This is a genomic window from Streptomyces sp. NPDC001920 (genome assembly GCF_053594495.1).
Genome location: NZ_JBSFEP010000016.1, coordinates 44,409 through 67,983 on the forward strand (window position 1 = coordinate 44,409; position 23,575 = coordinate 67,983).

At 71.0% G+C, this 23,575-nt stretch carries 18 protein-coding genes and 1 tRNA gene; 8 read left to right on the plus strand and 11 right to left on the minus strand.

The window, feature by feature from the left end; translation table 11 throughout:
• Positions 1–87 precede the first annotated feature (87 nt).
• From ACWCPI_RS26585 to ACWCPI_RS26605, 5 genes are all read right to left on the minus strand, one after another.
• Positions 88–684, minus strand: coding sequence for a 50S ribosomal protein L25/general stress protein Ctc (locus ACWCPI_RS26585; protein ID WP_451040500.1), 597 nt, complete (start codon positions 682–684; stop codon positions 88–90).
• A 173-nt stretch (positions 685–857) separates the two neighbouring features.
• Positions 858–1,838, minus strand: a complete 981-nt coding sequence (locus tag ACWCPI_RS26590) for a ribose-phosphate diphosphokinase (protein ID WP_388807804.1) — start codon at positions 1,836–1,838, stop codon at positions 858–860.
• A gap of 135 nt (positions 1,839–1,973) precedes the next feature.
• Complete coding sequence (glmU, locus tag ACWCPI_RS26595; protein WP_451040501.1) at positions 1,974–3,422, minus strand: bifunctional UDP-N-acetylglucosamine diphosphorylase/glucosamine-1-phosphate N-acetyltransferase GlmU; 1,449 nt, start codon at positions 3,420–3,422, stop codon at positions 1,974–1,976.
• 111 nt (positions 3,423–3,533) lie between these two features.
• Positions 3,534–3,606, minus strand: a tRNA-Gln gene (locus ACWCPI_RS26600).
• Between the two features lie 8 nt (positions 3,607–3,614).
• A complete protein-coding gene (locus ACWCPI_RS26605) occupies positions 3,615–4,481 on the minus strand; it encodes a hypothetical protein (RefSeq protein ID WP_451040502.1) in 867 nt (288 codons plus the stop codon).
• A 167-nt stretch (positions 4,482–4,648) separates the two neighbouring features.
• Between ACWCPI_RS26605 and ACWCPI_RS26610 the strand changes: the two genes are divergently transcribed.
• The gene (locus ACWCPI_RS26610; protein WP_451040503.1) at positions 4,649–5,977 is read left to right on the plus strand and encodes a sensor histidine kinase; all 1,329 of its coding nucleotides are present in this window, start codon (positions 4,649–4,651) and stop codon (positions 5,975–5,977) included.
• A 60-nt stretch (positions 5,978–6,037) separates the two neighbouring features.
• Here the strand turns inward: ACWCPI_RS26610 and ACWCPI_RS26615 are convergent, their stop codons facing one another.
• Entirely contained in the window at positions 6,038–6,532 is a 495-nt protein-coding gene (locus ACWCPI_RS26615; protein ID WP_451040504.1) for an SUKH-3 domain-containing protein, read from the minus strand.
• A 70-nt stretch (positions 6,533–6,602) separates the two neighbouring features.
• Complete coding sequence (locus tag ACWCPI_RS26620) at positions 6,603–7,127, minus strand: YwqJ-related putative deaminase (protein WP_451040505.1); 525 nt, start codon at positions 7,125–7,127, stop codon at positions 6,603–6,605.
• Positions 7,128–7,435: 308 nt separating this feature from the next.
• Between ACWCPI_RS26620 and ACWCPI_RS26625 the strand changes: the two genes are divergently transcribed.
• The 3 genes from ACWCPI_RS26625 (at position 7,436) to ACWCPI_RS26635 (ending at position 12,401) form a co-directional block, all read left to right on the plus strand.
• Entirely contained in the window at positions 7,436–8,431 is a 996-nt protein-coding gene (locus tag ACWCPI_RS26625; RefSeq protein ID WP_451040506.1) for an SMI1/KNR4 family protein, read from the plus strand.
• A gap of 8 nt (positions 8,432–8,439) precedes the next feature.
• Positions 8,440–11,172 (plus strand): SUKH-4 family immunity protein, encoded by a 2,733-nt coding sequence (locus ACWCPI_RS26630; protein WP_451040507.1) that lies wholly within the window; start codon positions 8,440–8,442, stop codon positions 11,170–11,172.
• A gap of 344 nt (positions 11,173–11,516) precedes the next feature.
• Complete coding sequence (locus ACWCPI_RS26635) at positions 11,517–12,401, plus strand: cellulose-binding protein (protein ID WP_451040508.1); 885 nt, start codon at positions 11,517–11,519, stop codon at positions 12,399–12,401.
• Between the two features lie 115 nt (positions 12,402–12,516).
• Here the strand turns inward: ACWCPI_RS26635 and ACWCPI_RS26640 are convergent, their stop codons facing one another.
• Complete coding sequence (locus ACWCPI_RS26640) at positions 12,517–14,127, minus strand: sodium/solute symporter (protein ID WP_451040509.1); 1,611 nt, start codon at positions 14,125–14,127, stop codon at positions 12,517–12,519.
• The gene (locus tag ACWCPI_RS26645) at positions 14,124–14,588 is read right to left on the minus strand and encodes a DUF485 domain-containing protein (protein ID WP_451040510.1); all 465 of its coding nucleotides are present in this window, start codon (positions 14,586–14,588) and stop codon (positions 14,124–14,126) included. The genes ACWCPI_RS26640 and ACWCPI_RS26645 overlap by 4 nt, the downstream gene beginning before the upstream one ends.
• A gap of 491 nt (positions 14,589–15,079) precedes the next feature.
• Between ACWCPI_RS26645 and ACWCPI_RS26650 the strand changes: the two genes are divergently transcribed.
• Genes ACWCPI_RS26650 through ACWCPI_RS26665 form a run of 4 tightly spaced genes read left to right on the plus strand, consistent with a single transcriptional unit; the run spans position 15,080 to position 22,438 of the window.
• Positions 15,080–16,012, plus strand: a complete 933-nt coding sequence (locus ACWCPI_RS26650; protein WP_451040511.1) for an SEFIR domain-containing protein — start codon at positions 15,080–15,082, stop codon at positions 16,010–16,012.
• Positions 16,013–17,647, plus strand: coding sequence for a VMAP-C domain-containing protein (locus ACWCPI_RS26655; protein ID WP_451040512.1), 1,635 nt, complete (start codon positions 16,013–16,015; stop codon positions 17,645–17,647). It abuts the gene before it with no gap.
• Entirely contained in the window at positions 17,644–18,699 is a 1,056-nt protein-coding gene (locus ACWCPI_RS26660; RefSeq protein ID WP_451040513.1) for an AAA family ATPase, read from the plus strand. Before ACWCPI_RS26655 ends, ACWCPI_RS26660 begins: the two co-directional genes overlap by 4 nt.
• 28 nt (positions 18,700–18,727) lie before the next feature.
• Positions 18,728–22,438 (plus strand): TIR-like protein FxsC, encoded by a 3,711-nt coding sequence (locus ACWCPI_RS26665; protein ID WP_451040514.1) that lies wholly within the window; start codon positions 18,728–18,730, stop codon positions 22,436–22,438.
• Here the strand turns inward: ACWCPI_RS26665 and ACWCPI_RS26670 are convergent.
• Together ACWCPI_RS26670 and ACWCPI_RS26675 are read right to left on the minus strand one after the other, a co-directional pair.
• Positions 22,435–22,650, minus strand: a complete 216-nt coding sequence (locus ACWCPI_RS26670; protein ID WP_451040515.1) for a DUF397 domain-containing protein — start codon at positions 22,648–22,650, stop codon at positions 22,435–22,437. The genes ACWCPI_RS26665 and ACWCPI_RS26670 overlap by 4 nt on opposite strands.
• A complete protein-coding gene (locus ACWCPI_RS26675; RefSeq protein WP_451040516.1) occupies positions 22,622–23,527 on the minus strand; it encodes a helix-turn-helix domain-containing protein in 906 nt (301 codons plus the stop codon). Before ACWCPI_RS26675 ends, ACWCPI_RS26670 begins: the two co-directional genes overlap by 29 nt.
• Between the last annotated feature and the right edge of the window lie 48 nt (positions 23,528–23,575).

The following is a 23,575-nucleotide window of genomic DNA, read 5'->3' on the forward strand; positions in this document are numbered from 1 at the left end:
ATACGCGCCAGCCGCTGCCCCCATCGGGAACAGCGGCTGACAAACCGATGACAGAGCCGAGGAACACGCCCCTGCCGGAACCGAGGATCAGGCCTCGGCGACTTCCTCGCCCTCGGCGGCCTCGCCCTCAGCGGCCTCCTCGGCCTGCGCGGCCAGCACCTGCAGGACGACGGCGTCCTCCTCCACGGCCAGCGTCGTGCCCTTCGGCAGCGCGATGTCCTTGGCCAGGACCGAGGCACCGGCCTCCAGACCCTCCACGGACACCGTGACGGCCTCGGGGATGTGCGTCGCCTCGGTCTCGACCGGCAGCGCGTTCAGGACGTGCTCCAGCAGGTTGCCGCCCGGGGCCAGCTCGCCCTCGGTCTGCACCGGGATCTCGACCGTGACCTTCTCGCCGCGCTTGACCAGCTGCAGGTCCACGTGCTCCAGGAAACCCTTCAGCGGGTCACGCTGCACAGCCTTCGGGATCGCCAGCTCGTTGGTCTTGCCGTCGATGTCCAGCGCGATCAGAACGTTCGGCGTACGCAGCGCCAGCAGCAGGTCGTGACCCGGCAGCGTCAGGTGCAGCGGGTCCGAACCGTGCCCGTACAGCACACCCGGAACCTTGTTGTCACGACGGATACGGCGCGCGGCACCCTTACCGAACTCGGTGCGCGTCTCGGCGCTGAGCTTCACCTCGGACATGTGGATCACTCCTCGTAGAAGTAGAAACGGACGTGGTCACCCGGCCACGAACGGCCTGCTACGAAGAGCGCGTCGATAACGGACCACCGACACCCGAACACACGGATGCGGCCTCCCTCGCCGAGCAACTGCAGCAGTCTACTCGGACCAGGAGGCCGCACCCAAAAGGATCTCTACTGCTCGTCGAACAGGCTCGTCACCGAACCGTCCTCGAACACCTCACGCGCCGCACTCGCGATCGTCGGCGCGATCGACAGCACCGTCAGCTTGTCCAGATCACGGCTCAGCTCACCCGGAGTCGGCAACGTGTTCGTGAACACGAACTCGCTCACCCGCGAGTTCTTCAACCGATCCGCCGCCGGACCCGACAGCACACCGTGCGTCGCCGTCACGATGACATCCTCCGCCCCGTGCGCGAACAACGCGTCCGCGGCCGCACAGATCGTGCCACCAGTGTCGATCATGTCGTCCACCAGGACACACACCCGGCCCTTGACCTCACCCACGACCTCGTGGACGGTCACCTGGTTCGCCACGTCCTTGTCACGCCGCTTGTGCACGATCGCCAGCGGCGCACCCAACCGGTCACACCAACGGTCCGCCACCCGCACACGCCCCGCGTCCGGCGAAACGACCGTCAGCTTCTCCTTGTCGACCTTGGCGCCCACATAGTCCGCCAGCAGCGGAAGAGCGAAAAGATGATCCACCGGGCCGTCGAAGAAACCCTGGATCTGATCCGTGTGCAGATCCACGGTCAGGATGCGATCCGCACCCGCCGTCTTCATCAGATCCGCGATCAGACGCGCCGAGATCGGCTCACGCCCACGGTGCTTCTTGTCCTGGCGCGCATAACCGTAGAACGGCACGATCACCGTGATGGAGCGAGCCGACGCACGCTTCAGCGCGTCGATCATGATCAACTGCTCCATGATCCACTTGTTGATCGGAGCCGTGTGGCTCTGGATCAGGAAACAGTCCGCACCACGCGCCGACTCCTGATACCGCACATAGATCTCGCCGTTGGCGAAGTCGAACGCCTTCGTCGGGACGACCCCGACACCCAACTGCCGGGCGACCTCCTCGGCAAGCTCGGGGTGGGCGCGGCCGGAGAAGAACATCATCTTCTTCTCGCCGGTCGTCTTGATCCCGGTCACAGCACTGTCTCCTCAGAGGTGTCGCAGCTGGGTGTCGAGCAGGCCGTCCCGACTAGCAGCGGGAAGCCGTCTCAGCTGGTGGGGTGCGGGTCTGCACTTATCACGGTACGCCGTGTTTGACGCACCGGTTTCCGGTCAGTCCTCCCGCTCACCCCGGCGAGAGGCCTCCTCGGCCGCCCGCGCGGCCGCACTTCCCGGACGCTTACGAGCCACCCAACCCTCGATATTCCGCTGCTGGCCACGGGCCACGGCCAGCGAACCGGGCGGCACATTCTTCGTGATCACAGAGCCGGCAGCCGTATAAGCACCGTCCCCGACCGTGACAGGAGCCACAAACATGTTGTCCGAACCGGTACGACAGTGCGAACCGATCGTCGTGTGGTGTTTGTCCTGTCCGTCATAGTTCACAAACACACTCGCGGCACCGATGTTCGAGAACTCCCCGATCGTCGCATCACCGACATACGACAGATGCGGGATCTTCGTACCCTCACCGATCGAAGCGTTCTTCGTCTCGACGAACGTACCGATCTTGCCCTTCACACCCAGCCGCGTACCCGGCCGCAGATACGCGAACGGCCCCACCGACGCGTTCGGCCCGACATGAGAGCTGTAAGCCACGGTGTTGTCCACACGGGCACCGGCACCCACACGCGTATCCGTCAACCGGCTGTTCGGCCCCACCTCGGCACCCTCACCGACATGCGTGGAACCCTGCAACTGCGTACCCGGATGCACCACCGCGTCCCGCTCGAACGTGACCGTCACATCCACCCAAGTCGTAGCAGGGTCGACCACCGTCACACCGTCCAGCATCGCCCGGGTCAACAACCGGTCATTGAGGATGCGACGCGCCTCCGCGAGCTGCACCCGGTTGTTGATCCCCGCGATCTCCCGGTGATCACCCGCAACGGAAGCACCGACACGATGACCGGCCTCCCGCAGAATCCCCAGGACATCGGTCAGATACTCCTCACCCTGGCTGTTGTCGGTCCGCACCTTCCCGAGCGCGTCCGCGAGCAACCGCCCGTCGAACGCGAAAACCCCCGAGTTGATCTCCCGGATCGCCCGCTGCGCCTCGGTCGCGTCCTTGTGCTCGACGATCGCCGTGACCGCACCGGAGACACCGTCGCGCACGATCCGGCCGTAACCCGTCGCGTCCGGCACCTCGGCGGTCAGCACGGTGACGGCATTGCCGTCGGCGGAGTGGGTCGCAGCGAGGCGGGTCAGGGTCTCACCGGACAGCAGCGGAGTGTCCCCGCAGACGACGACCACGGTCCCGTCGACGGCACCGCCGAGCTCCTCCAGGGCCATCCGTACGGCGTGCCCCGTACCGTTCTGCTCCGCCTGGACCGCGGTCCGCACACCGGGGTCGATCTCGGCGAGATGCGCGGCGACCTGCTCACGTGCGTGCCCCACGACCACGACGAGGTTCTCGGGCTGCAACTCGCCTGCGGCGGCGAGCACATGGCCTACGAGGCTGCGTCCGCACAGCTCGTGCAGGACCTTGGGTGTGGCCGACTTCATACGGGTGCCCTCACCCGCTGCGAGAACGACGACGGCTGCCGGGCGAATGGCGCTCACGGGATGCCCTTCGGCTGTGGAGAGGGTGGGTGACATCCGCAGGATACCGGGGCGTTTCGTGGGGGACATGGGAGCGGGCCCTGACTTGGCTGTCAGGGCCCGCGAGAGCAGCTCCGCCGCTAGGACTCGAACCTAGACCGAACACCTCCAAAGGGTGTCGTGCTGCCAATTACACTACGGCGGATCGCTGCATCAGACCTTACCGGAGCCTGGCTGGATGCCAAGAACGATTCCGCTCCACCACCCCTCGATGCGGCGGTACAGGTCGGCGCACCGCCGCACGCTGACTACGAGGCATCCCCGGTAGTTTTCGCCCACGTTCTTGCGGACCGTCTTGGGGTTGTGCTTCTTGATCGTCGTTGGCTGGAAGGCCGAGACATCCACGCCGACCAGTTCAGCCCAGTAGCGCTCGGCTCCTTCAACGTCCCCGGTCGCGTGGATCATGACCCGGTAGCGAAGACGTTCGCTGTCAACGCCTAGGAGATCCAGCCAGGCCAGGTAGATGCGGATCACGCCCGGGTCGCTGTTGACGAACTGGACGTTTTCGCGCCTCGCGTACGGCTTGTCCTTGGCGCCCTCGGCCCAGTAGAGGGCCACGCCGGTCATGAATAGATCGCGGGGTGTCATTGCGCCGACCTCAGCCGCTGCAGCCGCCTTGGTCCGCTGCCGCTCCTCGTCCCGCACGGCCAGTTCGTGCTCCCACCTCTTCCTCGCCGCCAGCTTCGCCTGCTCCGATGGATCACGCCGCTGCGGCTTCGGCAGATCCCGTACCCACAGGGAGATCGAACTCTTCGAGCAGCCCAGCTCCACCTGGATCCGGTCGTACGTCCAGCCCTTGAGTCGCAGCTCCCTCGCCCGGTCCCTCAGGTCGTCCTTCGCGTTCGGGCGTTTCGTCCACTCCGGTGGGGGCTCGCCCTCCAGGAGGCGGTTGAGGATGTCGTTGTTGTCGACGTGCAGTCGGTCGCGGATCTGGCGCCGGCTGAGGCCCGCGCGCCGCAGTGTCGCCGCCTGCTCCCGCAGCCCCTCGAAGTCGGCGTATTTGCCCGTTGAATGTGCCATGGGCATACCGTCCAGCCGGAATGATCGCTTCCTGGGTCGAACGTGGGCTGGTTCAGCAGTTCGAGGGATTTCGGGCTGTTTCGTGCGTGCCCGGTCACGGGCTGTGGTGTAGGCCAGTCCGTAAAAGTCGCCGGAAAACCGGGGGCGCCCGCCCGTAGGCTGGAGCCATGACCACGACGGGGGAAGACCACGCCGGGAACCCGCCACCGGGGGCGGGACCGTGGTGGTGGGGCAGGTTGCGCAGTGCCGTGCTGGATGTGGGGCTGGGCGTGGCGTCCGCGCTGGAGTGCGGGGCCGAGGGGGTTCGGTTCGCGGGGGATGCCGGGATTCCGGTGGCCGCGGGGGTGGTGTTCGGGGTTGTGGCCGGGTCGGTGCTGGTGCTGCGCCGCCGGTGGCCGATCGCCGTCGTGTTGGTGTCGATCGCGGTGATGCCTGCCCAGATGGGGTTCCTGATGGGCATCGTCGGCCTGTACACCCTGGCCGCGTCGGAGCTGCCGCGGCGGATCATCGCCTCGCTCGCGGGGATGTCGTTCGTGGGGACGTTGATCGTGACGTTCGTGTGGGTGCGGCAGGACGTGGCGCGGGGGAATCTGACGTTCGGGGACTGGGTGATTCCGTTCGCCTCCGGTACCACCGCGATCGGGTTGACGGCGCCTCCGCTGCTGCTGGGGCTCTATGTGGGGGCGCGGCGGCGGCTCATGGAGAGTCTGCGGGAGCGGGCGGACAGTCTGGAGCGGGAGCTTCAGCTGCTGGCCGAGCGGGCGGAGGAGCGTGCGGAGTGGGCGCGGGGTGAGGAGCGGACGCGGATCGCTCGGGAGATGCATGACGTCGTCGCGCATCGGGTGAGTCTGATGGTGGTGCATGCGGCGGCGTTGCAGGCGGTGGCGCGCAAGGATCCGGAGAAGGCGGTGAAGAACGCCGCGCTGGTGGGGGACATGGGGCGGCAGGCGTTGACCGAGTTGCGGGAGATGCTCGGGGTGCTGCGCAGTGCCGGTGGTGGGGAGCGGGAGCGGGCTGTGGTGCCGCTGGCGGCGGTGGGGGCCGCTGCGGCTGCCGCCGCTGATCGGGGGCGGTCCGGTGGGGACGAGGGGGCCGGTGAGGGGCCTTGTCTGTCGGAGTTGGACGAGTTGATCGGGCAGTCGGCCGCTGCGGGGATGGTGGTGGATCTGTCCGTGGAGGGGGAGTCGCGCTCGTATGCGCCGGAGGTGGAGCAGACGGCGTTCCGGGTGGTGCAGGAGGCGCTGACGAACGTCCACAAGCATGCTGCGGGGGCGAAGACGTATGTGCGGCTCGCGCATCGGGTGTCGGAGATCGCGATGCAGGTGGAGAACGAGCCGCCGCCGGAGTTGTCGTCGGCGTCGTCGGCGCGGTTGCCGTCGGGGGGTAATGGCCTGGTGGGGATGAAGGAGCGGGTCGTGGCGCTGGGCGGGGTGTTTGTGTCGGGGCCGACGGACGCGGGTGGTTTTCGGGTGTCTGCGGTGATTCCGGCGGTGTAGTGCTGGGCTGGGGCGTTGGGGGTTTCGTCCGGTGCGGGTTCGGTCCGGTGCGGGGTGGGTTCAGCCTGCTGTGAGTCGTACCGGTTCTATGCCTACGACGAGTCCGGTGAGGGCTTGGTCGATGTCGGGGCCGAGGTACCAGTCGCCGGTGTGGTCGAGGGTGTATACGCGGCCTTCGGTGTCGATGGCGAGGAGGGCCTGGGTGTCGGTTTCGGCGCCGAGGGGGCAGACCTGGGTGTCGAGGGCGCGGCCGAGGTCGCCGAGGGTGCGGGCCATGTGGAGGCCGTGGAGGGGGTCGAAGTGGAGGTTGGCGGGGGCGACCTGGCGGCCGGGGCCGGTGGGGGTGAGGCGCAGGCCGCCGAATTCGGCCCAGGCTTCCACGGCGGCGGGGAAGACGGTGTGGCGGTGGCCGGCGGGTGAGGTGTGTTCGCGCAGGGTGTCGGCCCAGATCTCGGCTTGTTTGATGTCCCAGCGTCCGGGTTGCCAGCCGGCGGCGCGCAGGGCGGCGTCGACGGGGACGGGGAAGCGGGTGGTGGAGGTGCGGTCGGTGTGCATCTGCCCTTCGTTCGTCTGTTGCCTGTGCGGTGTGCGGTGTGCGGGGTGCTGTAGGGCCGGGGTGTGGGGGTCAGTCGTCGGCTGGCGTGGGGTCGATGATGCGGACGCCGAAGTGGGCGCTGAGGGCGGTGCAGGCGCGGCAGGGGGCGGCGAAGCTGCCGTGGAGGGGGTCGCCGTCCTCGCGGATGCGGCGGGCGGTGAGCTTGGCCTGTTTGAGGGCTTTGCGGGCTTCGCCGTTGGTCATGGGTTTGCGGGCGGCGCGTTTGCTGCGGGCGGCGTCCGCGGTGGCGATGTGGCGTGAGATGAGGATGGTTTCGGCGCAGCGGCCGGTGAAGCGGTCACGTTGGCCGCTGGTGAGGGTGTCGAGGAAGTCCTGGACGAGGTGGTGCAGGGCGGGGGGCTGGTCGCCGCGGGCGGCGGTGCCGGTGAGGGTGGCGCCGCGTACGGAGAGGGCGGCGGCGACGGTGGGGAGTATGCCGTCGCGGCGGTGCCGGAGGGTCGGCGCGTGGGGTGTTTCGGCGGTGCTCCAGCCGATGCGGGGGTCGCCGGAACTCGCGGCGTGTGGGCCTGTCTGCGTCACGTTCATGCTCATCATCCCCTCCTGAGCATCCCCCGGGCATGCTCTCGGACGTCACAGAGTGCCAAATGGCGTGGTGGGTGCGGAAGCTGGGGCGGTGCGACACGCCCGGGTTTGGGCGGGCTGTCACGGCGAGGTGACGGCTGGTCACGGAGGCGGAGGGGTCGTGGCCGGTGCCGGTGACCGGTGTCGTCGTACCGCATAGGCTGTCGGCACCGCTTTCCATGCGGTGACGCGTGGAGGCAAGAGAGACAGTGGATACGAGGCCGTTGTGACCGAGAGTGGTCGTGGCGGGCCGTATCAGGACGCCGCAGGGGGCAACCGCCATGACGACAGGTCGGCTCGGGCAGCGAGCCGCGCCGCCGAACGCGGCCTACGCCGGGCAGGTCGTGCATTTCCCGGATCCGGTCCGGGCGGCCCGTCACCCGAGAGGAGTACGGGTCGACGAGGGTGGTTATCCCGACTTCTCACCGTATGCGCGGGCTGCGGCGGAGATCGCGGAGCCGCCGGAGGGTTTCGGTGTCGACGAGTTGCGGCTGACGGACTATGTGTCGGCGAACGCGGCGCTTGCGGCTTCGGGGCACGATCTGTGGGACACGGTGCCGGCGGTGGCGACGCCGCACGGCTGGACGTGGCATCACGTGGTGGGTTCGCGGCGGCTGGAGTTGGTGCCGGTCGAGGTGAAGGCGTTGCTGCGGCATCACGGTGGCATAGCGACGTCGGGGGTGGACCAGGACAAGCGGGGGACGCGGCCGTTGCAGGAGACGCGGCCGGCGCATTTCCGGCTGCCGAAGTCGGGTGTGGCGGTGACGGAGTCGCAGGTGCTGGGGGTGGAGGAGGACCTCGGGTACCGGCTGCCGGGTGCGTATCGGTCGTTCTTGAAGGCGGCGGGCGGGTGTGCTCCCGTGGGGACGGCGCTGGACCCGGAGTTGGGTCTGCTGGTGGACCAGCCGCTGTTCACGGTCCGGGACGAGGCGGCGGTCAACGACCTGGTCTATGTCAACAAGTGCCTGCGGGACCATCTGACCAAGGATTACCTGGGTGTCGGGTTCGTGCAGGGCGGGTTGCTGGCCGTGAAGGTGAAGGGCGACCGGATCGGTTCGGTGTGGTTCTGCTCGTACGACGACGTGCGCGATGTGGAGCCGTCGTGGCCGCCGGCGGAGCGGGTGGAGCGGTTGCTGCTGCCGTGCGGTGAGGACTTCGACGCGTTTCTGTCCCGACTGGCGGGTTCTCCGCCGGAGTTGGAGACGGTGGCGAATCTGATGGTGGACGGTGGGTTCGCGCGTGCGGTGCCCGTGGCTGCCGCGGCTGTGGGGGAGTGAGCTTCGCGATGGTGACGTTCGCGCAGGCGCAGGAGCGCGCGGAAGAGTGGATCAACGGGGATGTGCCAGCGTACCAGCATCGTGAGGTGCGGGTGCGGGAGTTCGAGCTCGGGTTCGTGGTGTGGGCCGAGGACCGGGCGGACGGGCCGCGTTCGGAGGGGGGCGAGCAGCGGCTGGTGATCGCGCGGGACAGCGGGGAGGCGACGCTGTGGCCTGCGTTGCCGGTGGGTGAGGTCGTTCGCCGGTACGAGGAGGAGTACGGCCGTGCGGACGCGGTCGCGGAACCGGCGCCGGCTGCTCCGGCTCGGGTGGACCTGAACCAGACGTCGTTCCTGCTGACTCCGCCGGAGTGGTTGCAGGAGGCGGCGGATCGGATGGGTGGTTCGGATTCCGCTGGTTCGGATTCCGCTGCCGGGGCGCTTGCCGAGACGCAGGGCGGGGTGCCGGCGGGGGGCGGTTCTGCCGGTACGGGAGGGTCTTCGGCCGCTCCCGCGCCGGGGGTGCCCGGTGTGCCTGACGGGGCGACTCCCTGGGCCGGGACGGACACCAACGCCGATGCGGGTGAGGACCGTTCGGTGCCGTTGCCGGAGACGGTGTTCGCGCCGCCGCTGAGCGCTGACGACATCGCCCCCGCGCCGGTGGCGCCGGATGACAGGACGGCGTTGATGTCGGGTGGTAGTCAGCTTCCGCCGACGGCGGTGGAGCCGGCGCTCGCCGACCCGAACGCGCCGGGTGCGCAGGGCACGCGGGGTGGGTCGTCGTACGGCTACCCGCAGGGTGCGGGCGTGCCGGGTACGCCGCCTGCCGGGGTTCCGGGGCCGGGTGCCACGCCTCCGCCGGGTGCCACGCCTCCGCCTCCGCCGGGTGCGCCGTCGTACGGCTCGCGGGTCGGGCAGCCGGTCGGGCCGGACGCCGGGGACATCGCCGACGCGGTGACGAGCAAGGCGGCGCCTCCGGTGGGCCGTCCGGGGGCCGGGGCGACGCCGCCTCCGCCGCCGGGCCCGCCCGGGACGCCGGGTGCGGGGGGTCCGGGGGTGGGCGCTACGCCTCCTCCGGCGGCCGCTCCGGGTGCGCCCGCCGGTGGGTACGTTCCTACGCAGATGGTGTCGGCCTTGGGGCCCGACGGGCCTGAGGGCGCTGCCGGGCCGGGGGCTCCGCAGCCGCCCGGTGTGCCGAGTCCGCCCGGTGTGCCGAGTCCGCCCGGTGCGCCGAATCCGCCCGGTGTTCCGCATGCGCCGGGTGCGCCCGGTGGTACGCCTCCGGGCGGTGTGCATCACGCCGCGACCGTGTTCGCCGACCCGGGCCGGGCGGGCGGTCCGCCGCCGCCTCCGGGTGTGCCCGGTGCGCCTGGCGCGCCGAATCCGCCCGGCGTTCCCAACCCGCCCGGCCCTCCGGGTGCCCCCGGGATGCCGGGTGGGCAGGGCGCCCAGGGTGCCGTGGGCGGCGACCGAGGTGCCGTGCACCATGCGGAGACGGTGCTGGCCGCGCCGCCGGTCGGCGGCCCCGGCGTGCCTCTGCCACCGCAGGCCCCCGGCGCTCCCGGTGTCCCGGCGGCTCCCGGCATGCCCGGCGCTCCCGGTGTCCCGGCGCCCCCCGGCGCACCAGGCGCCCCCTCCGTCCCCGGCCCTGCCACCCCGCCCGGTCCTCCCGGCATGCCGCCCGGCGCTCCCCAACCCCCCGCGCCGCCCGGCGCCGTCGCCCAGCCGCCCGGGCAGCCCGGAGCGGTGCCGCCCCCGGCGTACGGCTACCCGCAGCAGCCCACCGGTCAGCCGACCGTCGGTCCCGGCTACCAGGCCGTGTTGCGCTACCGCGCGCAGGACGGGTCGGAGCAGCAGCTGATCCGGCGTTCGGCACCGGGTATGCCGCATCCGGAGTGGCAGATCTTCCACGAGCTGCGGGGCATGAACGTGCCCCCGGACCAGGTGCTGGAGCTGCACACCGAGCTGGAGTCGTGCGAGCTGCCGGGCGCCTATTGCGCGCGGATGATCCGGGAGCAGTGGCCGCAGGCGCGGATCACGTCCATCGCGCCGTACGGCACGGATCACGCGAGCCGGCAGCAGGGTATGCGGCAACTGCTCGCGCACCAGGGCGAGTTGCACCAGGTGGCCGACGGTCCCGCCCGGCCTGCGCCGGTGCGTGCGCCGCTTCCGCAGGTGCAGCCGGTGCCGCCGGTTCCGCCGGAGGCCGTGGCGCAGGAGCTGGCGGGGGCGTTCGGGCCGGGGATCTTCCGGTTCGAGCAGGCCGCCGTGTCCCGGCAGGGCGTGCCGCCGGTCGTGGCGCACAGCCTGGTCGTCGGTGGTCTGCCGATGGACATGGGCCCGTTCTTCTGGGCGCAGGCCCAGCCGGGGCGGCCCGTTCCGACGCTGGCGGAGCTGGCGCAGGAGCGGGGGGTGCAGCCGGCGTCGGACGCGGGTTCGTACCTGGTGATGGGCAGCGACTTCGGCAGGGCGCTGTGTGTGCAGTACGGGACGGCGAACATCGTCGCCGTGCCGGTGGAGGCGGGGCCGGGCGGTGCGCCCGTGCCGCCGCAGTTCGTGAACACGGGGCTGCCCGAGTTCCAGCGCTGTCTGGCGTTGCTCGGCCGGATGTGGCGGCTGCGCTTCGGTCTGAACCAGGAGCAGGCGGGTCGTTGGACCGTCGACTTCCAGGCCCAGCTCGCCGCGCTCGACCCGGCGGCGCTCGGCTCGCCGGAGAGCTGGTGGTCGGTGCTGCTGGAGCAGATGTGGGACGGGCTGCTGTGACGCCGTCCGCCCTCGTGCGGTGACGTCGCGGCCCCGCTGCCGCTGAGGGCGGCGGGCGGGCGGCGGGAAAGGGCCGGCCTTCGGTTGTACGACCGAGGCCGGCCCTTTCGTGTGCGCAGGGGAGGCGGCGTACCGCGGCGTCCGAGCCCTGTGCTCCGCGTGCCGGTGGCCGCTTCCCTTGTCCGTCTCCGGCCTGCACCCCTTCTCACCTGCGCTTCTCGTGCTGCCTCGGAGCCAGCCGAACGGTCCGCGCGGAGTGTCGCGTTATGAACGGTTCTGCCCGATACATCAAGATGTGCGCTAAATCATCATTTCGCATCCGTTCGGCGGAAAGGGGTCCCAGGATGAGCGGCGCACCGGTCTCGCGGCACGACTTCGTGGTCGTGCGAGGGCGCGGCTACCGTCCCGAACAGGTCGACGCCTACGTCGAAGCCCTCTTCCGCGACCGTGACGCCGCCTGGGAGCGGGCCGCCCGGCTCACCGTGCTGGCCAAGGAGATGGACGCCGAGGCGGAGCGGCTGCGGGAGGTGGTGGCGCAGCTCGCCCCACAGACGTACGAGACGCTCGGCGAGCGCGCGCACCGGATCTTCGAGCTGGTGCAGGAGGAGGCCGCGGTCGTCCGGGAGGGCGCGCGGCAGGAGGCGCAGCGCCTGATGGACGCGGCGCAGGCGCACGCGGACCGCGTGCGTGAGGCGGCGCAGGCGCACGCCGAGGCCGTGAGCGCCGAAGCCGACGCGTACGCCCGGGAGAGGGTCAGCGCCGCCCGCGCCGAGGCGGGCGAGATCCGTATCTCCTCCCGGCGGGCGGTGAAGGAGGGGCGCGGGGAGGAACTCGGCTTGTTGCGCGAGGTGCGCCAGCGCACGTCCAGGTTGCAGGCCGAGTACGCCAAGGAGCAGGCCCAGCGGTTGGCGGAGGTCGAGCGGGAGGCCGGTGAGCGGCTGGCGGCCCTGGAGCTGGCGGAGGAGGAACGGGTGGCTCGGGCCGAGGCCTCGCTGTTCGCGGCGAAGCAGGCGGTGGCGGATGCGGAGGCCTCGGCGGAGCGGTTGCAGGAGCGGGCCCGGGCACGCGCGGCGGAGGTGCTCGCCGAGGCCCGGCAGCAGGCGGACCAGATCGCCCGGGAGACGGAGCAGGTGCTGCGCGAGCACCAGACGATGTGGGACGAGGTGCGGGCGCACATCGGGCAGATGCGCAACAGCCTGACGGCGCTGACGGGGCAGGTCCGGGAGTGACCACCGCCAGCGAACGCCGCCCCGCGGGCCGGGGGCCGCAGTCTTCGGTCGCCGTTGCCCGTCGCCCCGCGGGGCGGGTGCCGTAGTCGCCGTCGCCGGCCCCCTCTCCAGGCCGTCAGCTGCTCCTGCGCACCGCCCCCGCCAGGATCCACCCCTCCACTGCCTCGTACTCCCGCCGCTGCTCCTCCGTCTTCTGCCGGCCGGAGAGGACCGTGCCCAGCCACCCGAGGGCGAATCCGGCCGGAATCGACACCAGCCCCGGTGTCGTGAACGGGAACCAGTTGAAGTCGGCGTGGGGGAAGGCCGAGATCGGGGACCCGGAGACCAGGTTGGTCCCCGGCATCAGCGCCAGCACCACCACCGAGCCGCCGATCAGCGTCCACAGCAGCCCGGTCCGGGTGTACCGGCGCCAGAAGAGGCTGTAGACGAGGGCCGGGGCGATGGCGGAGGCGCCCAGGGTGAAGGACAGGGTCACCAGGGGCTGGAGGCTGCGGTGCTGGACCATCGTCGCCAGGATGATCGCCGGGACGCCCACCGCCAGCGCCGACAGCCGTGCCAGCGTCATCTCACGGCGCCCGGACAGCTCCCGCAGCCGGGGGGCGAACACGTCGTGGGCGAGCGAGTTCGCGCAGGCCAGGATCATGCCCGCGACCGAGGCGAGCACGGTCAGGAAGATGGCCGTGGTGACCGCCGTGAACAGGAGGGTCTCCGCGGTCGAGACCTCGGCGCCGAACGCGGCCCTGGAGCCCAGCAGATAGGCCGTGTTGCCCTGCGGGTCCGCCCCGGCGATCACCTGACGGCCGATCAGCGCGGTCGCGCCGAAGCCGACCACCGTGATCATCAGCACGAACACCGCCACGCTCGACACCGCCCACGACATCGAACGCCGTACCTGACGCGCACCGCTCGCGGTGTACATGCGCATCGTGATGTGCGGCAGGCAGGCACCGCCGAGCACGACCGCGAGCTGGGAGCTGATCATGTCGAGGCGGGGGTACGGGCCGCCCGCGAACTGCAGTCCCGACTCCAGGAACGCCGAGCCGACGCCGCTCTGCCGCGCCGCCGCGTCGAACAGCGCGGTCGGGTCCCAGTCGAAGCGGTCCAGCACCAGGACGGCGACCACGGCGCCCGAGCCGAGCAGCATCACGATCTTCAGGATCTGGATGAGGGCCGTGCCCTTCATCCCGCCGATCGCCGCGTAGCTGATCATCAGCACGCCCAGGCCGATGATGCAGCCGGTCTGGAAGGACTCGCCCGTGAAGCCCAGGATGAACGCCAGCAGCTGCCCGGTGCCGGCCAGCTGCACCAGCATCAGCGGCACCAGCGCGGCCAGGGTCACCGCGCATGCCGCGATGCGCACGCCCCGGCCGGGCATACGGCGTGCCAGCGCGTCGCCCATCGTGAACCGGCCCGCGTTGCGCAGGGGCTCGGCCAGCAGGAACATCAGCAGCATCAGCGACAGGGCGGTGCTCAGCGCGAGCACGATGCCGTCGTAGCCGCACAGCGCGATCACGCCGGTCGTGCCCAGGACGGTGGCCGCGCTGATGTAGTCGCCCGCGATCGCCAGGCCGTTGCGCATGGGCGACAGGGAGCTGTAGCCGGTGTAGAACTCGTCGAGGTCGTCCCGGTCGGGGCCCGTCATCACGCACAGCAGCAAGGTGATCGTGGCCACGGCGCAGAACGCGACCAGTGACATCGCCTGCGCGTCTCCGGTGAAGTTCGTCATCGCCGCGTCCCCCTCGTGCCGGCCTCGCGCTTGGCTTCCAGCGCGGCCTCCTTGCGGATGCGGTCCGCGAGCGGGTCGACGTGACGGCGGGCGGTGTGCTCGTACAGCCAGATCGCCAGCCAGGTCACCGGCAGTTGGATCAGCGCGAGCAGCAGCCCGACGGGCAGTCCGTCGGTGATCGTGCTCGACATGAACCCGGGCGCGGCGGCGGACAGGATCAGGAACAGCGTGAAGTAGCCGAGCGCGGTGAGCGTCGCCACGCGCCGCTGCCACCGGTAGGCGGTGCGCAGGATCCTCAGGTCGCTGTGGTGGCCCAGGCGCGGGTGGTCGGGGGTCCGGTGCCGTGGGGGTGAGGGGGGCTCCGGCGGGACGGGGGGCTGCCAGGGGTAGGTGGGGTACGTCGGTGCGGGGTCACCCGGCCCGAAGGGGTGCGGTGGTGACGGGTCGTAGGACGGGGACATCCCGTGCTCCTTGCGTGGTGCGGGTCCGGTGCGGCGGACCGCAGGGAGGTGGGGGGAGGGCGAGCCACGCACGTTACTTCGGGGTAAACGAAAAGGCGAGGGTTTCATCGAACTGAGTGGTCGGTATGCGCTTTCTCCATCAAGTTGTGTCTGACCTGCAGTGTTACCCCCGTTAACTTCGACTTTTGCACTGCGCGGGACGGTCACGGGAGGCGATCGGTGCGCTACGTCCGGTGACCTGCCGTGGGTGGACCAGAGGCGTCCGGCCCCGCCGCCATCGCGATACGCCTGTCGAGGTCCATGACCGCGGCAGACGCCCGGGGACGGTCCCGGGGCGCGCTGCCGGAGGCGGGCTCGGCCCCTGGAGTCGTATGAGGGAGGGCCCTGGGTGACGGCGTGCGGCCACCTCCTCGAACGCGCCCCCCTGCAGCTCCTGGTGAGTCATCATGGACCCACTCGTCGTGGTGCGCGAGAGGCAAGGGGGAGGCCACATGAGTGACGGGCCGGCAGCGGGGCGGGTGTTCATCTCGTACGCCCATGACGACGACAAGCACATCGAACACGTCCGGGACTTCTACCACTTCCTGCGTGGCTGCGGGATCGACGCCGACCTCGACCTCCCCGCAGGGGAGCGCCGTCAGGACTGGGCGCTGTGGATGCTGCGCGGCATCAGGGACAGCCGGCACGTGATCGTCGTCGCCTCACCCGAGTACAAGAGGCGCGCGGAGGGCGACGCCGGGGCCGGTGAGGGCGCCGGGGTGCAGTGGGAGGCGCGGCTGCTGCGGAACCTGGTGTACGAGGACCCCGACGCCGCGCTGGACAAGATCGTCCCCGTCGTCCTGCCCGGCGGGTCCCCCGCCGACCTGCCGGCGTGGCTGGGCGGCAGCACCCACACCCGCTACGCCGTGGACGAGCTGACGGTCCCGGGCACGGAGGCGCTGCTGCGGCTGCTGACGAACCAGCCGTACGAGACGGTGCCCGAGCTGGGACCGGTGCCCCGGCTCCCCCCGCGTGAACCGGCCAATACCGCCCCGCCGCTGCGGCTGCCCGCGCCGGTCGTCGCACCCGCGCCGGTGCCGGCCACCCAGCCACCGCCCGCGACCTTCGTGCTCCCCGAGCGGAGGGACCTGGTCGACGCCCTCCTGGGGTGCCCCGCGCTGCACCGGCTCGACAACCGGTACGAACTCCTGGAGATCATGGGCGAGTCCCTGGGACTCGAAGGCCCCTTCGCCGTCCCCGAGTCCGCGGACCCCCGCACACACCTGCGCGCACTGGAACGCCGTATCCGACGGACCACCCTGACCGCCGACGCCGCCCTGAAGGCCATGTACGTCGCCCTGGAGGAGATCGCGCCGGACGACATCGGCACCCAGCGGGTACGGGACCTGCTCGTCGCGTCCGGACTGGCGCTCGGGGGGTCGTGAGTGCGCCCCTGGCGCCGGCGGTTCACCGGTCTCGGCGGGGCGTACCGGGTCCGCCGCTCGAACGCAGACCGGCAGCTGGTGGAGATCCTGCTCGCCACCGACGGACTGCACCAGCTCGGCGTACGGCAGGAACTGCTGCTCATCACGGGTGGACACATGGGCCTCGATCACGCCATGCCCGTGCCCGAGTCCTCGGAGCCCCGCACACACGTGCGCGCCATCGTGCGTGCCGCCCGTCGTACCGGGAAGCTGAGGGAGTTGCGGGACGCGTTGCTGGAGCTGCGGCCGGACGACATCGGCGCCGCCTGGTTCAACCTCGCCGCCACCGCGCTGATCCGGCCGGACGGACCCGTGCCCGGCGACCTCATGCTGCGTCTCGTCGAGGAACTGCGCGCCCACGCGTACGACTTCGGGCAGGCCGCGGCGATCCGGTACGTCGGCGCCCGGCGGACAGCCGGGCGTCCGCTGGACTGCGGCCCGGCCCTCCCGCAGGTGCTGTTCCGGCTCTACGACGCGCGCGAGCCGGTCTCCGCCTCCGTCCCCGACCCGCGGCGTGCGGATCTTCTCGGATTCCTGCGCCTGCTCGACGCCGAGCCGGGCCGCAGCGACCGACTCGGCGCACTGATCGCCGCAGCCCCGCGCGGCGGTCACGACGACCACTGCCCGCCGGGCGACGGCCTGCGGTCGACGGGCGAGCGGCAGGTCGTCATCCAGATACGGGTCGAGGAGGAGGACGCCCCGAGCGACCTGCCGTACACCCAGCGCCGGTACTCGCTGCGCGGCTTCCACTACGAGGGCGTCACGGGAGACAAACCGGCCTTCCACTGCTCATGGCCCTCGCCCGGCCCCTTCACCGGTGACGAGCTCCAGGCGCACGGGCACGCGTTCCTGGCCGCCTGGCGTGCTCAGGAGCAGGCCGACTGGGACGTGAACCGGCGCGTGGAGTTCCTGCTGCCGGACTCGTTGCTCGGCCATCCGGTGGAGCTGTGGCCGAGTGGCTCGTCCGGCCGGCCCCTCAGCCGCAGGTGCCAGGTCGTCGTCCGCTCCCTCAGGCGCTACAAGGACGACTTCCTGCACGAGGAGTGGCGCCGCCGCTGGGCGGCCCTGGACCGCGACTGCCCGCCCGGTGACGCTCTGGAACGCATCGGCTGGATGAGCCCCGACGCCACCGGGACGCAGGCGTGCGGTGACGGGGACTGCCCCGACGTGACCTGGGACTGCCCCGACAGCAAGTACCAGCCGCTGCGCCTGACCGACCCTTCCGACGTCGAGGACTGGCTGCGGCTCCACACGGACCTCGCCTGCCTCGGGCTGGGCTCCCCGTACGACCCCGAGGACCCGCTCATCCGGGACGCCGTGCTCGACGCACTCCTGGAGGACGGCATCCCCGTCATGGTCTGGCGGCGCGACGCGGGCGACCCCGCCGCCCTCCTGGACGAGCTGCGCGACGGCCGGCCTCCCACCCAGCTGGCCGAACTGCCGGACAGCGTCCTGGAGGTGCGCAAGCGCAAGCGCCACGATCCGGCAAGCGTGGGCAAGCAGATCACCCTGCTGTGGGACGACCCGACGTGCGTCTTCAGCAGACAGGACAGCCCGATGTCCGGCACCCGCGGCGCCGGCGAAGGAGCAGCATGACGCAGACGCAGGACTGGTGGGTCTACCAGGGGACCGGCACCCCGCACGACGGCTTCGACGACCTGCCGAAGGCGCCCCCGTGGCGGGCCTTCCGGCACGGGGGCGCCGAGCCCGCAGACCCACCGCAGGTCCCGGCCGACGACGCCCAACGCCGTCACCTCGGCCGCCGGGGCCAGGGCGAGGCCTACCAGGTCGGCCTGCGCGAGAAACACCTCGTCAACCTGGCCCTGCACCTGCGCCGGCCGCTGCTGCTGACCGGCAAGCCCGGCACTGGCAAGTCCACCCTCGCCTACGCCGTCGCCCACGAGCTGAAGCTCGGGCCCGTGCTGCGGTGGCCGATCACCAGCCGGTCGACCCTCAAGGACGGGCTGTACGAGTACGACGCCGTGGGCCGCCTCTACGACGCCGGGCTGAGCAACGCCGGTGCCCTGCGAAGCCCCGGCGGCGGGACGCCCGAGCCGCCGGACATCGGCAAGTACCTGTGGCTCGGGCCGCTGGGCACGGCGCTGCTGCCCTGGACGCGGCCCAGGGTCCTGCTCATCGACGAGATCGACAAGAGCGACATGGACTTCCCCAACGACCTGCTGAACGTCTTCGAGGAGGGCGAGTTCGTCATCCCCGAACTCGCCCGGCTGGGCAGGGGCAGGCAGACGGTGATGACCGCCGACCGCACGACGGCGGACGTCCACGGCGGCGAAGTGGCCTGTGCGGAGTTCCCGTTCGTGGTGCTGACCAGCAACGAGGAGCGCGAGTTCCCGATGGCGTTCCTGCGCCGCTGCGTCCGGCTGGAGATCGGACCGGCGGACAAGGGCCAGCTCACCGGCATGGTCGCGGCACACCTCGGCGAGCCGGGAGTCGGCGACAACAGGGGATCCGCCGAGGTACGGGCCGAAATCATCGCCCAGTTCCTGACCAAGCAGCGGGAAGAGGGCACGCTGGCCAACGACCAACTGCTCAACGCACTGCTCATGGCGGAACGGGGCCTGTGGCACACCGAAGAGGGGCGGTCCCTGCTCGGGGACGACCTGCTGCGGCCGCTGGACCGGGGCTAGGCCGGGCGTGCCGGGGGACGAGGAGACCGTGTCCGGGGACGAGGGAGCGGGGTCGGGCGCAGAGTCCGCCGCGCAGGCCGACGTGCTGCGTGAGGAACTCGCCCGGCTTCTCGACGCCGGAGGCGCGCCCGACGCCGGTGACGCCCTCGACGTGCTGTGGATCGCCCGGCTCAGCGGACTCGGCCCCGTCGACTGGTCGCTCCTCGGCAACGGCACCGATCCCACGGCGCCCCCTCCCGCCGCCCCACCCCCCTCCCCGCCCGCGCCGGACGTCCCGCCCGCCGCCGACCCCGCCCCCGAACCGCCCTCGGCCCGCCTCCACCTGCCCGGCGGTTCCGGCGGCACCGGCTCCGTCCGCCCCGGCGGCGCCCACGCCATCCGGGTCGCCCAGCCGCAGGCCCTCACCGACGCGCTGGCCCTGACCCGGGCACTGCGCCCACTGCGCCAGACGGTGCCCTCCACCCGTACCCGCACCCTCGACGTGGCCGCCACCGCCGCGGCCTCCGGCGACACCGGCCTGCTCCTGCCGATCCTGCGCCCCGCCACCGAACGCCGCTTCTCCGTCGACCTGCTGGTCGACACGGGCGCCACGATGACGGTGTGGCACCGCCTCGCCGACGAACTGCGCACCCTGCTCGCCCGGCACGGGGCCTTCGCCGACGTACGCGCCTGGGCACTGAACACCGACGGGACGGAGCCGACACTGGCTCCGTTCCGGCGAGGCGCCCAGGCGGCATCGCCCACCCGGCACTGGAAGCAGTCCCTGGCGGATCCGGCCGGGCGACGCGCGGTGCTGGTCCTGACGGACGGCGTGGGCCCGGCCTGGTACGGCGGCGAACTGACCGACACCCTCGCCGACTGGTCCGTACGGCGTCCCGTCGCCGCGCTCCAGGTGCTGCCCAGCCGGCTGTGGCACCGCACGGCGCTGCGTGCCGTACCCGTACGGGCGCGGGGCACGGACACCGGGCGGGCCGTGATCGAGGTCCGGTCGTCGGGGCCGCTGCCGGGCATCGCGCGCGGCCGGGCGGGCGAGGCGGACCGGGCCCGGATCCGGTGGCTGCCGGCCCTGGAGGTCGCCGGGGACTGGCTTGCTCCTTGGGCGCGGCTGGTGTCCGGCCGTACGACGGACCCCGTGCCGCTGCGGGCCGTACCGCTGACGGTCGTGGAACGCCCGGCCCCCGCCGACGCGGAGGACGAGCCGAACACACCGGCGCAGCGGATCGAGCGGTTCGAGGAGGGCTACTCACCGGAGGCGTTCGCGCTGGTACGGCTGCTGGCCGCCGCCCCCTTGAGTCTGCCGGTGATGCGGCTGGTCCAGCGCACCATGCTCCCGGCCTCCACACCGATGCACCTCGCCGAGATCTTCCTCTCCGGTCTCCTGGTGCGCCGCACGCCCGCCGAGCCCGGCGAGGACCCCGACTGCGTGCTGTACGACTTCCGCGACGGGGTACGCGAGGCGCTCCTGGACCGGCTGACCCGCACGGAGTCGCTGCGCGTGCTGGAGCGGGTCGTCGAGGGCGTGAGCGAGCGGGTCGCGGCGACGTTCGGCGGGGTCACGGACTTCGGGGCGCTGGTGGCCGCCGTGGAGGAGAACGGCGGACTGGACGGCCTCGAACTGCCCGAGGGCAGCCGCGCGTTCGCGGAGGTCGCGATGGCGGTCATCGGCGGGGTCGGCGGGGACTACGGGGAGGTGGCGGCGCGGCTGACGCGGGGGCGTGCGGCGGGGCTCGGGGAAGCCCGGCGGGACGCCGAGGAGGTCACGCGGCCACGGGAGCGGCGGCGCCGCGGGTTCTCGTGGCTGCGCCGGAGGTGGGAAGGCGAGCGGACGGACCTTGCTGAGCCGCTGCGCCTGTCGGTTCGGGGGGACGGGCAGGTGGTGCCGCGGCGGGAGAGGGCGGTGGTGCCGAGCCTGGTGCCGGAGCAGCCGCAGTTCTTCATGCTCCGGCGAGAGAGCGCAGCGGTCGCGCGGGCACTCCTGAACTCAGAGGATCCTCCGACACCGGCCAGGAGGACGTGCGTGGTCGAGGGCGCCGCGGGTGTGGGGAAGACGGCACTGGCCGCCAACTGTGCCGAACGGCTGGGCAGAGCCTTCACGCTGGTCAGGTGGATCCGCGCGCACAGCCGTGAGGCTCTGCTGGAAGACCTCACGGCACTCGCCGACGACCTCGGTGTCCCTGGTACGGGGGAAGGGCGGCACTCCTTCCCCGCCCGGCGACTGGTCGACCTGCGGGAACATCTGACGCGCCACCCCGACTGGTTGCTGGTCTATGACGGAGTCACCTCAGCGACGTTCCGGTCCGCCCCCGGTGATCCGATCGGGTGGGAGAAGCTGTGCCTCCCGCCGGAGGGGTTCGGCAGCCTCCTGGTGACCTGTGACGAGGGGGCACGGTGGCCGGGAGACGTGCACCTGCGGATGACTCTGCTGGCACCCTCCCAGGAGAAGGCAGTGACCTACCTGGCGGACCTGTTCGTCGGCGACCGGAGCAACTGGCCTGCGGACCGAGCGGTATTGGCCGCCCTGGTAGATCTCGTGGGGACGAGCCCGGCGGCACTGGCGCACGCCGCTTCGACGCTCACGAAGGGCGACACGTCGGCTCGGGAGTTCGCTGTCGAGACGCTGATGGACCGCAAAGGTGCCCGTCGACTTATGGGCTCCCTCGTGTGGATCACCATGGGCGGCGAATTCGTCGGTACCGGTGTCGCGGTGGGCCCGAACACCGTGCTCACCACTGGCATCGGCACGGGCTCCCGCCCTCTCCGAGTCCACCTGAGGGATGGCCAGACCCTTACGGCGCACCCCTGGACCACGCACCGTGCGGCCCCCGGCTTGCTCGTGCTGGTACTGAGCAGGGCCGTTCTCCAAGTGGCGGAAGTCTCTCCCCTCACCGAGCACGCGATGGGCAGACTGTCGTACAACCCTCGTCACTCGGGGCAGCCGATGCTCGTCGCGGACCTCGCCTTCTCGGGGCTGCACGAAGCCGTTCCCGGAGAGGTGCTGTTCGACAGTGACGGGCGGCTGCACTCCATCGTCGTGTCGCGCGGCGACACCACAGCGAGGCAGCGTGTGACACCCGAACTCATCGAGAGGGTGGCGGAAACGCCCCCACCGCAAGGAGCGGCACTGCGTGACCGTGCACGGCCACGACCACTTTTCTATCTCAGTTATGCCCGCCATCCCGAAGCTCCTGCCGGACGCCGCAGCCGGGAGCACCGCTTCTTCACGGACCTGACCAAGCATCTCGCCGCCCTTACCGACATCCCGAAGGAGGACCTCGGCTTCTTCGACATGACGCTCTCCCTGGGCGTCGACTGGCAAGCGGAGATGAAGCGAGCGCTTGCCAGGGCCCAGGTCTTCGTCCCGCTCTACTCGCCCCGATACTTCAGGAGTGCCTGGTGCGGCATGGAGTGGGACGCCTTCCGCCGGCGTGAACAGCGGGAGGGCCGTACCGGGCACTACGAGCACTCGGCAATCGTGCCGGTGTTGTGGACACCTACCGCCCCCAGACACATGCCGGCACCCACCTTCGGACTCTCACCCCTTCATGGTGAAGAGGGCCAGATGGATGGTGAGCAGGGCATGTTGGAGCTGATGGCGTCCGAGCGGCGCGATGTCTACGAACGCGCGGTTCACCAGATCGCCAGGGCGATCCTCGAAACCGCCCGGAGGACCCGCCTGCGTCATTGCGACCCATCGTTGTTCGAAGACCTGCGCAACGCCTTCGCGTCGGAGGAGGACTAGCCGACCTGGGCCACGAACGCCGCCCACGCCGACGCCGAGAAGACGATCGCCGGGCCGGTGGGGTGCTTGCTGTCGCGGACGGGGACGTGGGTGGTGGGGAGCGGCGTGTCGTGGACTTCGAGGCAGTTGCCGCTGCTGCCCCCGCTGTAGCTGGACTTGCGCCAGCCCCGCAGTTCCGAGGCGTCAGGAAGGGTCGGCTCGCTGCTCTTCATGCTCGTAATCCTCCGCGACGGACCGAAGCAAGTCCAGGGACTTTCGATGCGACAGTGCGTCGCCCAAGGCTTGTTCGTAGAGTTCCTGGCACGTCCGTACCTCAGACGGAAGCTCCAGGATACGGCCGCTCTTGATGCCCTCTGCGTAGGCGATAGGCGGGAGATCATCGAACCACATGAGTGAGACGAAGCCCTCCTGAAGAGCGTGGGCGCCCACGGAGTACGGGAGTACGTGGACCCGAACGCGGCGGCTCGCACCCAGTTCTGCGATGTGCCTTAGCTGTTCGCACATTACGGCGGGGCCGCCCACCACCCGCCGCAGGACAGTTTCGTCGAGGAGGAAACACACCTCGGGTGAGTGGAACGTGTTCAGGATCCGAGCCCGTTCCATCCGGGTGGACACCAGCTTGTCGCATTCGTCGTCGCTCGGGCGCGGATATCCGGTGCCGAGGACCTCGTACGCGTACGCCTTTGTCTGCAGCAGGCCCGGCACCAGATTGGGGGCGTACTCCTTGATGGCAATAGCCCGCCCCTCGAACTCCAGCGCCTCCGCGAAGTGCTCCGCCACCTTCTTCCCGTCCAACGCAGGCAGGAAGTTCACAAAGAACCCACCCGCCCCCAACACCTGATCCAACCGCAGCGCGTCCTCCGGATCCGGCCTCCGCCGGCCCCCCTCGATATGCGCGATGTGCGTCCGCGACATCACCGCACGCTGGCTCAGCTGCTCCTGGGTGAGGCCCGCCGCCTCCCGTCGCCGCTTCAGTTCCGCCCCGTACTGCTCCCGCGAACGCGGGTTGTCCTCGATCGCCACCCGTGCAACTCCCCTCCGTGCCGACGCCGTTGTCACGCTGAGCCACCTTCCGAGCGTACCGATCATGACGTCACTGTGTGCATGCAACAGCACGGAAAGTGAAAGGCGTCGGTA